The sequence below is a fragment of the Actinomycetota bacterium genome, from assembly GCA_014360655.1.
Classification (GTDB): domain Bacteria; phylum Actinomycetota; class Geothermincolia; order Geothermincolales; family RBG-13-55-18; genus JACIXC01.
This window is the reverse complement of sequence record JACIXC010000003.1, coordinates 1-12,572: the sequence shown is the minus strand read 5'-3', so window position 1 is coordinate 12,572 and position 12,572 is coordinate 1. Positions and strand designations below refer to the sequence as shown.

The 12,572-nt window shown below is 62.2% G+C and carries 12 protein-coding genes and 1 tRNA gene; 8 read left to right on the top strand and 5 right to left on the bottom strand.

The window, feature by feature from the left end; all coding sequences use genetic code 11:
• The first annotated feature begins 82 nt into the window (after window positions 1–82).
• The gene (locus H5T73_02880) at window positions 83–610 is read left to right on the top strand and encodes a Fe-S cluster protein (GenBank protein ID MBC7246712.1); all 528 of its coding nucleotides are present in this window, start codon (window positions 83–85) and stop codon (window positions 608–610) included.
• A gap of 490 nt (window positions 611–1,100) precedes the next feature.
• Here H5T73_02880 and H5T73_02875 read toward each other — a convergent pair whose 3' ends face one another.
• From H5T73_02875 to H5T73_02865, 3 genes are all read right to left on the bottom strand, one after another.
• Complete coding sequence (locus tag H5T73_02875) at window positions 1,101–1,334, bottom strand: hypothetical protein (protein ID MBC7246711.1); 234 nt, start codon at window positions 1,332–1,334, stop codon at window positions 1,101–1,103.
• A gap of 126 nt (window positions 1,335–1,460) precedes the next feature.
• Window positions 1,461–2,303 (bottom strand): hypothetical protein, encoded by an 843-nt coding sequence (locus H5T73_02870; GenBank protein MBC7246710.1) that lies wholly within the window; start codon window positions 2,301–2,303, stop codon window positions 1,461–1,463.
• A gap of 255 nt (window positions 2,304–2,558) precedes the next feature.
• Window positions 2,559–3,422: a hypothetical protein gene (locus H5T73_02865; GenBank protein MBC7246709.1), complete on the bottom strand. Its 864-nt coding sequence runs from the start codon at window positions 3,420–3,422 to the stop codon at window positions 2,559–2,561.
• 409 nt (window positions 3,423–3,831) lie between these two features.
• Between H5T73_02865 and H5T73_02860 the strand changes: the two genes are divergently transcribed.
• The 6 genes from H5T73_02860 (at window position 3,832) to H5T73_02835 (ending at window position 9,353) form a co-directional block, all read left to right on the top strand.
• Window positions 3,832–4,062, top strand: coding sequence for a hypothetical protein (locus H5T73_02860; GenBank protein MBC7246708.1), 231 nt, complete (start codon window positions 3,832–3,834; stop codon window positions 4,060–4,062).
• Window positions 4,062–5,897 (top strand): hypothetical protein, encoded by a 1,836-nt coding sequence (locus H5T73_02855; protein MBC7246707.1) that lies wholly within the window; start codon window positions 4,062–4,064, stop codon window positions 5,895–5,897. The genes H5T73_02860 and H5T73_02855 overlap by 1 nt, the downstream gene beginning before the upstream one ends.
• A 219-nt stretch (window positions 5,898–6,116) precedes the next feature.
• The gene (locus tag H5T73_02850; protein ID MBC7246706.1) at window positions 6,117–6,575 is read left to right on the top strand and encodes a nucleoside deaminase; all 459 of its coding nucleotides are present in this window, start codon (window positions 6,117–6,119) and stop codon (window positions 6,573–6,575) included.
• A gap of 262 nt (window positions 6,576–6,837) precedes the next feature.
• Complete coding sequence (locus H5T73_02845; GenBank protein ID MBC7246705.1) at window positions 6,838–8,106, top strand: PD40 domain-containing protein; 1,269 nt, start codon at window positions 6,838–6,840, stop codon at window positions 8,104–8,106.
• 105 nt (window positions 8,107–8,211) lie between these two features.
• A complete protein-coding gene (locus tag H5T73_02840; protein ID MBC7246704.1) occupies window positions 8,212–9,048 on the top strand; it encodes a methyltransferase domain-containing protein in 837 nt (278 codons plus the stop codon).
• Window positions 9,049–9,261: 213 nt separating this feature from the next.
• Window positions 9,262–9,353, top strand: a tRNA-Ser gene (locus H5T73_02835).
• A gap of 53 nt (window positions 9,354–9,406) precedes the next feature.
• Here H5T73_02835 and H5T73_02830 read toward each other — a convergent pair.
• Together H5T73_02830 and H5T73_02825 are read right to left on the bottom strand one after the other, a co-directional pair.
• Complete coding sequence (locus tag H5T73_02830; protein MBC7246703.1) at window positions 9,407–10,021, bottom strand: hypothetical protein; 615 nt, start codon at window positions 10,019–10,021, stop codon at window positions 9,407–9,409.
• Window positions 10,022–10,347: 326 nt separating this feature from the next.
• Entirely contained in the window at window positions 10,348–11,493 is a 1,146-nt protein-coding gene (locus tag H5T73_02825; GenBank protein ID MBC7246702.1) for an IS256 family transposase, read from the bottom strand.
• Window positions 11,494–12,171: 678 nt separating this feature from the next.
• Between H5T73_02825 and H5T73_02820 the strand changes: the two genes are divergently transcribed.
• A partial coding sequence (locus tag H5T73_02820; protein ID MBC7246701.1) for a helix-turn-helix domain containing protein occupies window positions 12,172–12,572 on the top strand: 401 nt, incomplete at its 3' end.

The following is a 12,572-nucleotide window of genomic DNA, read 5'->3' as shown; positions in this document are numbered from 1 at the left end:
AGAGAGCAAGAGAGCAAGATAACAAGATAACAAGATAACAAGATAACAAGAGAACAAGGCAGCAAAGGCAGGAGGCATGTTCTTGGAAAGAATCGACATAGAACACGTGGAGCCATGCTTCGCCGACGAGACGAAGATAAGGCTCATCGCCCGCATCCCGGTGGACGTGAGCGAGCTCCTTCCCTACCTCAACGCACTGCTGGCCAACGCCACCTACGTGCCCGAGCGACCCGCCCTGACCTTCACCAAGGGGCCGCGCTTGGTGACCGTTTACCCGCGCAAGGTGACCATCGCCAAGGCGGACGATGTCCCCGACGCCGAGGAAACGCTGTCCTGGCTCGCGGAGCGGCTCAACTACGTGCAAGAACACCGTGAGGAGATCGAGCCCGTTTACGAGAAGAAGGTGAAGATCAAGCCCCTGGACATATACGGCCTGCTCCCCCGGACCAACTGCCGCGAGTGCGGCGAGCGGGGATGCCTGGCCTTCGCCCTCCTGCTGCTGCAGGAGAAACACGTACTCTCGGATTGCGGCCCGCTTAACCGCGAGGAGAGGTACGCGGACAGGCTGGGCCGCTTGCGAGATTTACTGGATGCCCTCGGCCTCTCCTAGCGCGAATGGTAAGGCAAAGAGGTCCGGGCACGGGGTCACAGGCACGCGGGGAATGGTTCATCCAAGGCAACAAGTGGGGTCAGGCACAAAGGTGTTGACGAAGGCAACGGATGAGGTGCGACCCCAGGGCGTTGCGCCCCGTTCCCGTCATTGCGAGGAGGCGCGTTCTCTTAATGTCATTGCGAGGAGGCGCGCCAGCGCCGACGAAGCAATCTCCCCGGGAGAAGGCAAAAGGCACGGGTACCGGGAGGGGTGGCAAGGCCCGGAGGAGATCGCTTCGCCGCTCCGCTCCTCGCGATGACGTTTAAGGGGACTCCTCGCCATGACGCTTCCAGTGAGATTGCTTCGCTTTGCTCGCAATGACGTTTAGGGGGGGTTGCTCGCAATGACGTTTAGGGGGGTTGCTCGCAATGACGTTTAGGGGGGACTGCTCGCAATGACGTTTAGGGGGGGTTGCTCGCGATGACCTTTAAAGGGGTTGCCCGCAGCCTCAGGCCTTGAGGGCCTTGATCTTCTCCGCCAGGGAGCCTCCCACGTCCTTCCCGGAGAAAAAGGAGACCGACTTGTTTATCTTTTCGGCCAGCTCGGGGAGATGCTCCACGGATACGGTATCCGGGGTGCACCCGATGAGCTCGCAGTTCTTCTTCACCGTGGCCTTGGCGATGAAGTCGCCCACCGCCTCGGAGAGTATCTTCTCTATCTCCTGCGCCAGCTTATTCGCCAATGTTCCCTCCTCTACCCTCCTCGCCCCGGCCCGGGCGCCTGCGAGGGCGCGATTCTTACCATATTATCGTTTAAAATCCTGCCAAACTTTATTGCCTTAGTCCGGTCGCTGCCGGTTGGCAGGCGATCATCCCTTCAACTCCTCGTCCATCCGGCTGAGCACCTTGTGGCCGCTGCGCAGCAGCCCCTGCAGGGGCGCGTAGGCGCTTCTCTCGTCCACCTCCACCTCGCCCCGGAAGGTCCCCTCCATGATCTCCCGGGCCTGGCGGTTGATCTTCTCGATGGGGTCCACCACGTACTTGCGCGTGAAGTGGCGCAGCCCGAAGGTGGTTAAAAGCAGGGAGGCGATGATCGCCACGGCGGCGGCGATGAACAGCCTTACCAACAGGCTGTTGCGCTGGTCGCGGAAGTAGGACTCGATCTCCTCCATCTCCTCGCTGCGGTCGACGATCATGTTTACGTATATCGGGCCCTCTTCCAATCCCAATATGCTCAAGTCCAAGGGCGTGAAGACGGAGATGAAGAAGCCCTCGCTCCCTCCCAGCCGGTCCAGCACCTGGTAGTCACCCTCGGGCGGCTCCGTGGGCAACTCCGTGGTATCGACGGAAACCCCCTTCCGGGTGCCGTATCTCATCAACTTGCCGTCGGCGATGAACCCCACGTAGTCGATGGGATACATGTTGAGGCCCACCGCTACCCCGGCCCTGTAAAGGGCCTCCAGGTCACCCCCCATCATCTCTTTTAAGAGGTCCTTGTTGAAGACCTCCATGAGCTCCGGGGAGATTCCGCGGCTGAGGACCATCAAGGAGTTCATGTCCTGCAGGCCGCGCACCGATTCCTGGATGACCTTCTCCCTGTTGTCCTCGATGTTGCGGTTGTAGGTGATGGTGATGTCGGTGATGAAGTAGGCGACGATGGCCAGCAGCAGTAGGAGCACCAGCAGGGAGATGGCCCATAACAGCCTGCGCATCTCTTGACCTGTAACTGCTTTCATCTCCGCCCCCTTCACGGATCTGACCTGATAAGACAATAAGCGTTTGCTTTATCGTCACCCCGCGCCTCCCCCTTTAGTAGCTTGCATAGTTGTGCGCAAGGCACGGACCCTTTTCCTCCTGCATCCCGTTTAGGACGTATCGCCTCACGCTGCGATCACCCCCGGTTTGCCGGCAGCGATGCGATGGAGGGTCGATCGCATTGGTTTCCAGAGGGTCGACCCTCGCGGACATCACTCCCGGAGCTCCTCGTCCATGCGGGCGAGCACCTTGTGGCCGCTGCGCAGCAGCCCCTGCAGGGGCGCGTAGGCGCTTCTCTCGTCCACCTCCACCTCGCCCCGGAAGGTCCCCTCCATGATCTCCCGGGCCTGGCGGTTGATCTTCTCGATGGGGTCCACCACGTACTTGCGCGTGAAGTGGCGCAGCCCGAAGGTGGTCACCAGCAGGGAGGCGATGATCGCCACGGCGGCGGCGATGAGGAGCCTCACCAGCAGGCTGTTGCGCTGGTCGCGGAAGTAGGTCTCGATCTCCTCCATCTCCTCGCTGCGGTCGATGATCATGTTGGCGTATATCTTGCCTTGCCCCAGTCCCATCGCGCCGAAGTCCGCAGGCAGGAAGACGGAGATGAAGAAGCCCTCGCTTCCTCCCAGCCGGTCCAGCACCTGGTAGTCATCCTCGGGCGGCTCCGTGGACAGCTCCGCGGGGTCGACGGAGAGCCCCTTCCGGGAGCCGTACTCCACCAGCTCGCCGTCGGCGATGAACCCCACGTAGTCGACGGGATAGAAGTTGAGGGTTATCAGCACCCCGACCCTGTACAGGGTATCAAGGTCGCCGCCTACTATCTTCTTGAAGAGGTCCTGGTTGAAGACCTCCATGAGTTCCGGGGAAAAACCGCCCGTGATCAGCGATGATTGCGTTTCCTGCAGGCCGCGCACCGATTCCTGGATGACCTTCTCCCTGTTGTCCTCGATGTTGCGGTTGTAGGTGATGGTGATGTCGGTGATGAAGTAGGCGATGATGGCCAGCACCAGGAGGAGCACCAGCAGGGAAATGGCCCATAACAGCCTGCGCATCTCTTGCCCGGTTGTAGGTCTCATCTTGCCTACCTCTCACCCTCTTACCAAAGCAGACACCACACGTTTTATCGACAAGGTATGACCCTGCCTTTAAAGGAAGGGTGACTCGACCAGGCTTCGTGAAGATAAGATATCTCATGTCCTGGCTCGCTTTTTGTTTGGAAAAAGAAATTCACGCTCGGACCAGGGGATCTCATGTCTTCCCTCCTCCATTCCCGTGGAGCCAGGCAGACGATGAGAAAGGAAAAGTCGACAGCAAGGGGTTGCAAGATAGGAAAAAGCCGTCGCCGTGACGGCCCGTGGCCATAATGGAGACGGTTCACGGGTTACCGGACCTGCGATTGAGGACAGGGCCGCCCCGCCGGAGACCGCAGTCGCGGAAAAGAAGTAGAATAGGGGCAGGAAGAAGAGGCAGCGACATGGAGGGTAGATGATCCATCACGCGGAGTCGTGCGCGGGGTGCAGGAACTGCCAGCTGGTCTGCTCCCTTTTCCACGAGGGGGAATGCGGACCTTCCCTGAGCCGGATAAGGCTCGACGTGAAGGGCGTAGCGGTGAGCGCCGTCTTCCTCCCGGAGTGCGACGAGTGCGCGCGCTGCGCCGCCTACTGCCCCTACGGTGCACTGGAGGACTCGAGCGAGGAGCGGGGGAGGAGGGGATAGTGGAAGGCGGATACACGGGGCGACTGCTCGCCGTCGAACTGGAGAGCGGGGAGACGAGCGCAGTCGAATACCCGCGTTCCTTCGCGGAGGACTACCTGGGGGGCTTCGGGGTCAACAACCGGCTGTGCATGGAGCTCTGCCGGCCCGGCACGGACCCCTTCTCGCCGGACAACCCGGTGGTCCTGGGGGCGGGGCCGCTGGTGGGCACGGCGGTGCCGGGAGCCTCCCGGGTGATGGCCAACGCGCGCTTTCCCCTCACCGGGGCCGTGGCCTCCGCCTCGGGGAGCATGGGGCTGGGGGCCAACCTGAAGTGGGCGGGATGGGATCACCTGGTGATAAGGGGCGCCGCGCCGTCCCCCACCGTGCTGTTGATAGAGGGCGAAAAAGTGGAGCTGGTGCCCGCCTCCGGCCTGTGGGGAAAGGGAATCCTGGATACCACCCGGGCCCTCTGGGAAGGATACCCCGGCTTTTCGGTCCTGGCCATCGGTCCCGCGGGTGAGAACCTCGTGCATTCCTCCCTGGCCATGGTCGACGCCTGCGCCACCCTGGGGCGCGGCGGGCTGGCGGCGGTGCTGGGAGCCAAGAACCTCAAGGCGGTGCTGGTCAGGGGAAATGGGTCGGTAAAAGTGGCGGACCCCGCCCGTCTGCGCGAACTGCTTGCGGGCCTCTACCAGCGCCTGGAAAAATATGACATGAGGGAGGCGGCGGCCGAGCTGGGCATGATCGGCGCCTGGCCCATGTACGCCGCCCAACTCCTGCCACACGGCGCCACGGAAAAGGACCTGGAGGAGGCGACCGGGAGGTTCGGCCCCGCCGCTTATCTCAAGCTGAAGAAGCGCCGCATATCCTGCCCCTCGTGTTTCCTGGCGGACAAGGACGAGCTGTTCCTGCCCTCCACGGGGGAGACCGTCTATTCCACCTCCTTCCTAAACGCCGCCATCATCGGCTGCGCCCTGGGGATGCGGGACGCGGAGGAGGCGGCTTCCGCGCTGGCTCTCCTGGACGACCTGGGCCTTGACTTCATGACCCTGAGCTGGCAGGCGGCCTACCTCCTGGAGCTGCGCGAGCACGGCATCCTGCGCGAGGAGGACGCGGAGGGCATACCCCTGGTGCGGGGAGCGGGCATCCTGCGCGAACTGGCCCTGCGGGTCACGGAGCGCCGGGGAGATATCGGGGCGGCCCTGGCCGACGGCTGGAGGGGAGCCCTGGACTACTTCGGCGAGGACACCCGGCGCTACACGGTGCTGGTTCGCGGCCAGGACTGCCTGTATGACCCCCGGGTGAGCGGCCTGGGCACCATGGAGTTCGAGCAGCTCGTCTCGCCGCGCGGTCCCACCTCGGCCAGCGCCGGCTCGGCCACCTACGTGCCGGGCCTCCCGGAGGAGAGGCTGCGCCGCCTCACGGAGAGGATGGGGGTGGGGAAGGAGGCGCTGGAGCGCATCTTCTCGCCGCCCTGGGGGCTGAACGTAGGCCGGCTCACCCGCTACGCCGAGGACTGGTTCAGCCTCTTCAGTTCCCTGGGGATCTGCAATCGCTACCAGGTAAACCGCTTCTACCACGCCGGGCTGGTGAGGGACCTGCTGGCCGCGGTGACGGGGGTGGAGCTCTCCGTGGAGGAGATGATGCGGAAGGCCGCAGCGGCCTGGGAGCTCTACCTGGACCTCAACGCGCGCGAAGGTTTGGGGCCGGAGGAGGACCGCCCGCCCGAGGCCTGGTTCGGCGAGGAGCCCCTGTGGGGAAGGGGAGGACGCCTGCACGACTACTTCGGGAATACTCTCGACAGGGAGGACGTTTACCAGTTACTGGAAGACTACCGCGATGAAAGGAGCCGTTAGGCGCGCCGTGCCGCGGTGCCGGCCTCCGTGACCCGATGCCCGGGCATTATCCTGAATCCGGGTCGGCACCGGCAGCGGCGTTTGCCGACGTGGCATGGAGAGGGTGCGGCGAGAATACGCCGGGAGGGCGCGCGAGCGGAAGGACCGGGGCGGGGACAAGGGAAGGCAGGGGCAGGGATAACCGGAACGGGAGTGCGTTGGAGATAGCCGGAGCGGACGATGCGCGACAGGGACTTCATGCTCATGGCCCTGGAGGAGGCCCGCCTGGCGGCGGGTGAGGGCGAGGTGCCGGTGGGCGCGGTGCTGGTGAAGGACGGGGAGGTGATCGCCCGCGCCCGTAACCGGCGCGAGGCCACGGGAAACCCCCTGGACCACGCGGAGATGCTTGCCCTGTCGGAGGGGGCGGCTCACCTGGGAGCATGGCGGCTGGAAGGGACCACCATGTACGTGACCCTGGAGCCCTGCCCCATGTGCGCCGGGGCGATGGTGCAGGCGCGGGTGGCGAGGCTCGTCTTCGGCGCCCGCGACCTCAAGCTGGGGGCGGCGGGCAGCCGCTACAACCTGGTGAGTGACGAGACCGTCCACCACCGCCTGGTGGTCATCGACGGCATCCTGGAGCGGGAATGCCTCTCCCTCCTGCGGGACTTCTTCCGGGCGCGGCGTTCCTCGGACGATTGACGGGTTATCCTCCCCATGCGGGAAGACGCCTTCTGTGGCGCGCCTTTGGGCCTATAGGGGCAGGTTATCCTCCCCGTGCGGGGAGATGCCCCTTTGGCGGCGTTGAACGCCCACCGGCTTTCGCCGCATGTCCGGGAGAGGGAGAAACTAAGGGTATGAGCGGCGGGCAAAGCGGCGGTGATTGATGATAAACACATGGAGATCTTGCATATGCCGAGCGGGAAGCCGGTTTCGGGATCACGGCAACGGGGACGGTGACGGGATGGCAGGATCCGCCGCGGGAAGGAAGGCCTCGGCTTTCCTGTCCGCCCTCCTTCTCTTCGGCCTGGCGGCCGGCGCATACGCGACGTCATGCGTAAGGAAAGAGCCCGCGGTCCCCGGCGACGCCGGGGGCGGATCACCGGAAGCGATCACGGTGAAAAGCCTGCGGGCGATAGGGGAGGGGGCGTTTCCGAAGTGGTCCCCGGACGGAGAGGCCGTCGCCTTCACCAGGGAGAGGGAGGACCCCGGCGACCCGCAGGGCATCACCTACGACGTGTACGTCAGCAGGCCGGACGGGTCGGGTGCCAGGTGCCTGACCGCCGGAAATCCCGCCCTGGCCGGTACCGGCTGGAAAGGCCAGCCCTCCTGGCACCCCTGCGGCGAGTACCTGGTCTTCACCGCCGAGAACGCGGGGTATCCCAGGAAGGGCACGGGGGCCACGGCGCGGCCGGGCATCGGACGCAATCACAATGTCTGGATAATGACCAGAGACGGCAGCCGCTTCTGGCGCATCACCGATTACCCGGAGAACTGGGGCGTCATCAGGCCCAGCTTTTCACACGACGGGAGGACGCTCTACTGGAACGAGGAATTCTCCATGGAGAAATATCCGCACGGCAAGCCCTCCGATCCCGACGAGGACCCGCGGGCGCCCGGCCTGCAGGGACATCCGGGTTCCTACTGGGGCTGGGAGAACGTGTGGTACCGGCAGGGAGAGGAGCTGGGAGCCTGGAGGGTGAAGCTGGCGGACATCTCCTTCGAGGGCGGGGAGCCGAAGATATCCAACATCCGTGCCGTGGACCCGCCCGAGGGTTTCACCCTTATCGAGGGAACGGGTTTCATCCCCGGAGACGGCGCTCTCGCCGGCAGTTTTACCGACCTGGAAGAAAATGGAGGACAGGGATTCTGGGGCGACATCTACGTATGCGACCTCGGGGGATCCTTGCTGCGCCGCCTGACGGACACGCCGTTCGTCCACGACGAAAACCCGGAGTTTTCGCCGGACGGCGGGAAGATCGCCTGGTGCGCGGCGCAGGGGTACCCGGGAGACGGCGAGGAGCTGTGGATGATGGACGCGGACGGCGGGAACAAGACGAGGCTGACCTTCTTCACGGACCCGGAGCACGAGGAATACGACCCGCATGCCCGGCAGATAACCGAGGCGACGTGGAGTCCCGACGGGAAAAGGGTGATCTTCGGCCACGTGAGCCAGGAAGAAAGGGGCGGCATACACGTGCCCTCCACCCTTTACCTGCTCGTCCTGGACTGACCTCCGTATCCGGCGCAGCTTCCTGCCGGTTGCCCAAGCCGTCGCTTATAATACGGGTTGCGAGGGAAGATGCAGGCCGGAACGGTGCGCAGGGGGGTGCTTTGCATGGCCCGGGATCCAGCCGTCCATTACGACCGCGTCACCGACGCGTGGCTGGAATTCATGGGGGATAACCTGCACTTCGGTTATTTCGCGACCCCGGACATGGAGCTTGCCGAGGCGGCCCGCGCCATGATCGACAGGATGCTCGCCCTGTGCGATCTTTCCGGGGAGAGCCGGGTCCTTGACGTGGGCTGCGGCGTGGGCGCACCCGCCCTCTACATCCACGGGAAGTACGGCTGCGCCGTGGAAGGCATCTCCACCAGCGAGCGGGGGGTGCGCCTTGCCGCCGAGAGCGCGCGACAGAAGGGGATCGACAAGGTGCGCTTCACGGTGGCCGACGGAATGGACAACGGTTTTCCCGACAGCTCTTTCGACCTGGTGTGGATCATGGAGGCCGTGCATCCCGTTCAGGACAAGAGGGCCCTTTTCCGCGAATGTCACAGGGTATTGAGGGGCGGCGGCCGGCTGGTGCTCTGCGACCTGGCGCAGTTGGGGTCCCTGCCTTTCCTGCGGGGGCTGCGGCACTTCCTCGCCGAGGCCAGGGCGAACCTATTCGCTCCCGACGTCTGGGGGCCCGCACGGGTGCTCAGTATGGGTTCTCTCTGCGACCTCCTGGTGGAGGCGGGCTTCGCGCGCATACGGGTGGTGAACATCACGGAGAAAGTGCTTCCCACCCTACCCCGCTGGAGAGAGAACGCCCTGCGCTTCCGGGACAGGGCGACGGAAGCGCAAGCCGCAAGGTATGCGGACGCCTTCGCCCGTGCCTGCACAGGCCTGGAGAAGGCCTTCAACGAAGGGCTGATGGGATACGGGATGATCCGGGCGGAGAAGGAAATCTGAGCGAAAACAGGCCCGATCGATCCCGCGGACACCCCTCCCCCTGCGAGCCCCGTGCACGTCGTTCCTCCGTGCCGGCCCTTTACTTCCCGCGCTGCTTCCCGCGGGCGCCCTTCTCCCTGCGAGCCCCCGACGGCGTGTACCCGCGTCCGGCGGGGGGCCGGGAGCCGGCCGGGATTTGCCGCAATGACGCACCGCCCTATAATAGGGATACGCGGAGAGGTGCCAGAGCGGACGAATGGGGCGGTCTCGAAAACCGTTGAGCCCTTCGCGGGGCTCCGTGGGTTCGAATCCCACCCTCTCCGCCAGATTTTCCGTAAAAACGACCAGATACCAGGCGTTGATCAGGCGGTGCTCGCCTTCACGTTTCTTTTTCGTCACCGTCAGCCCCGCCCACTTCTTTATCCGCCTGATCCAGGCCGAAGGCTACGTCCCCGCCCTTTATTTCCCGGAAGGGGACACCGATAAAGGCAGCGATGTCCCTTCCCAGGGCTCGCTCTCTTTTCACGTGATCATGCAGAGGCACCGCAGGCGCCAGGGGCATGGCGAGAAGAACGTCGCTGCTCAATATGACCTCCTGGCCACCGCTCAGGAGTATGCTCAGTTTCGGGAAGTAGTAAGGATTCCCGTGATGGCGGAGCCTCACTTCGCTTACAGCATCGAGAGGATATGAGCCGGCCATTTCGCGATCGGCAGGGCGCCTGATCACCAGGATGCCCTTTGCCTTATCGATGATGATCAGGCTTCTCTCGCGATAGAGAACGGTGACTGTCCCCACCAGGGCTACCGCCGGGAAGACCAGTTTTGCGGAGAGATCGGACGCGCTGTTGATGTCGACCCCGTCCTTGATGGCGAACACGATGGCCGGGACGATGAAGAACATGACAAGGAAAAGCCCGTATATGGTGATCCTCCTAACCCGTTTCGCGTCGCACCTTATGACCATCCTGCTCTTGGACTGCCTCGCTGTAATCATTTGCCTGCTCCAGGGGGTTCCCTGATCAACTCTCCAACCATGGATATGATTCGGCGGTCAGAGCCGCTGCAAGGTTCCCAGCCCGGAAAACCCGCCCGGAAAAGGGTCCGACCATTCCGAGGGCCAGCTCTGGCGCCGGTGGTGGCAGCTCTTCCGGAAGCCCAGCGGCCGCCTCTCCCTCGTTCTTGCCTGCGGGCATTCCTGATAGCGCTACCGCTCTGTCCCAGCCCATAATATCAAATCTTATTGAAAATCCTATTGGTGTTAAATCTTATTAATTTTCCTCGAGGGGTCATGGATAGCGTCAAGTTTATTGTGTCCGCATGTCAACCTTCCTCCCAGACCAGATCTTTAAAACCCCTGAGCTTCCTTCGGGAGAGCTTTTCGTTCTCCGATTTCAACACAAGATAGAGTACGGTCAAGAGGCTCTCCTCCGACGAGAAGACCTCGATGGCCTTACACCTCCTCTTCACTTCCTTGTTGATCCTCTCCAGCTGGTTGGTGGTGTATATATGGGGCCTGAGTTGCTGCGGGTAGGAGAGGAAGGTGAGAAGGTGAGGCAGGTTCTCCCTCCAATAGCGCACCAGGTGCGGATAGCGCTTCTTCCAGGCCTCCGAGAAGGCGCCGAAGGCGGCTTCGGCCTCGGCCCTGCAGCTCGCCCCGTAGACGGCCTTGAGGCCACCTGAGACCTTCTCCCAGTCCAGCCTTCTCGCCTTTCTCTGGGAGGCACGAATGGCGTGTACCAAGCAGAGCTGATGGTCGGCGGAGGGGAAGACCGAGGCCACGGCCTCCTCTATCCCGGAAAGGTCGTCGGAAACAACGATATCTATGTGCTCCACGCCCCTCTCCTTGAGCTCGGCGAAGATCTCGCGCCAAGCGCGGGCGCTTTCCCCCTCACTCCCCATGAGGAAGAAGCACAGGATCTCCCTTGAGCCTTCGTGGTCGGTGCCCTGGACGATATAGACGGGCTCCTTCTTGTAGGATCCCCTCTTCAAGGAGAGGAAGCAGGCGTCCATGTGGAGGGAGAAATACCTTCTCTTCAAGGGACGCATCCTCCAGACCTCGATCTTCTCCAGGGTCACGCTGGCGAGCCTGGCGATGCTGGCGTGGGAGTAGTAGGTGCCGTAGTAGAGCTCCAGCACCTGCTGGACCTTGCGGGTGCTGACACCGCACTCGAAGAGCAGAAGCACAAGGTCTCCCATATCTATGGAGGCCCTTCTCCTTCCCGGAAGCAGGGCTGGGTAGAATTCCCCCGAGCGCGTTCTGGGCACCCTCAAGTCCTCGATGAGCCCGCTTGAGGTGAGCAGGGAGCGCTCGTAGAAACCATTGCCCTTGTCTTCTGAGTGCTCTTCCAGGAAGAGCTCTCTTTCCTCGGCCATGAGACGCTGCATGATGGCCTTCTCTCTCTGCTTGACCTCTTCCCTTACCTGTGTGACCATTTCCCTTGAAGCATGTTCTTCACGTTTAGCCATAGCCTTTCTCCTTGTTTGGTTGCTTGCCTTGCAAGAGGAAGGCTATTTATTATGGCTCTAGTAATCCAGACACAAATTTTTATACATTACCGCCCTCATCGCGAGGATAAGATTCTCGGCCTGGTGGATATTGGTAAGAATAACCTGTGCAGGAAAAGACGGCTAAACCGAATTCTTGTCTATATCTGAACATAGGGCACGAGAAAAAGAATTGCTTCCATTGCTCGAATAAGAAACGGCCTTAATCTTGCTCTCAGGCGAGCGGCGAATCGCAAGAGTAAATACCCCTTAAACACTGTGACTCACGAGGCTCATTCTTGTTATGTACCGCTCACCAGTAAGGGGGTAACAGAAAAAAATACCCACAGGGATATCCCGATTCGAGGCCTGACACCTTGTTTCTCCTATCCAGCAAGGATCGAGGAGGGTGATCGACTTACCCTTACCCCTTTTCTTATCCCGGCTACCCCCTTTGAGGGTTGACCTGGAAGGATGAGGTAAGGCGGATGTCAGGGCGGGGGATGATAGTTCCCATCGGCACAGCCGTCGTTTCGATGCCGATTCTCATATATTGTGAAAACTTAAACATGCAAACACGTTGTGCCCAGGTTCAGAAACATGGTGGACACCCCCTATACTTGCTTTGTGATAAACGAAGCAGAGCAAGGAGGTGTCCAAATGAAGGGTTCAGTTGGAACCACTACTAGTATCTACCACACCAGGCTTCCCCATCAATGGGAGTTGGAGAGAATGATGGGCGAGGTCCTCTCCAAGGAGGCCAGAAGGAGGCTGCGCTGGATAGAGCACTTTCGCAGCTGCGGAAATGCCAGGATGACCTGCCGCCACTTCGCCATCTCCCCCACCACCTTCTACAAGTGGCTGAAGAGGTACCTGAAACGGGGGCTCAGGGGACTGGAGGACCTCCCCCGCACCCCGAAAAGGAAAAGGGTCTCGGAGATCCCCTGGCAGACGATCCAGCTCATCTGCGACTTAAGGAGAGAGCACCCCGCCTGGTCCAAGCACAAGATAGCGGTGATCCTCAAGAGGGACTACGGCATCCGCCTTTCTTCCTCCAGCGT

What these genes read in the sequence shown, in the direction of transcription:
- H5T73_02870 (MBC7246710.1), bottom strand. Translation starts at nt 2,303, where the DNA reads ATGCGCAGGCTGTTATGGGCCATCTCCCTGCTGGTGCTCCTACTGCTG.
- H5T73_02865 (MBC7246709.1), bottom strand. Translation starts at nt 3,422, where the DNA reads ATGAGACCTACAACCGGGCAAGAGATGCGCAGGCTGTTATGGGCCATT.
- H5T73_02860 (MBC7246708.1), top strand. Translation starts at nt 3,832, where the DNA reads ATGATCCATCACGCGGAGTCGTGCGCGGGGTGCAGGAACTGCCAGCTG.
- H5T73_02850 (MBC7246706.1), top strand. Translation starts at nt 6,117, where the DNA reads ATGCGCGACAGGGACTTCATGCTCATGGCCCTGGAGGAGGCCCGCCTG.
- H5T73_02845 (MBC7246705.1), top strand. Translation starts at nt 6,838, where the DNA reads ATGGCAGGATCCGCCGCGGGAAGGAAGGCCTCGGCTTTCCTGTCCGCC.
- H5T73_02840 (MBC7246704.1), top strand. Translation starts at nt 8,212, where the DNA reads ATGGCCCGGGATCCAGCCGTCCATTACGACCGCGTCACCGACGCGTGG.
- H5T73_02830 (MBC7246703.1), bottom strand. Translation starts at nt 10,021, where the DNA reads ATGATTACAGCGAGGCAGTCCAAGAGCAGGATGGTCATAAGGTGCGAC.
- H5T73_02825 (MBC7246702.1), bottom strand. Translation starts at nt 11,493, where the DNA reads ATGGCTAAACGTGAAGAACATGCTTCAAGGGAAATGGTCACACAGGTA.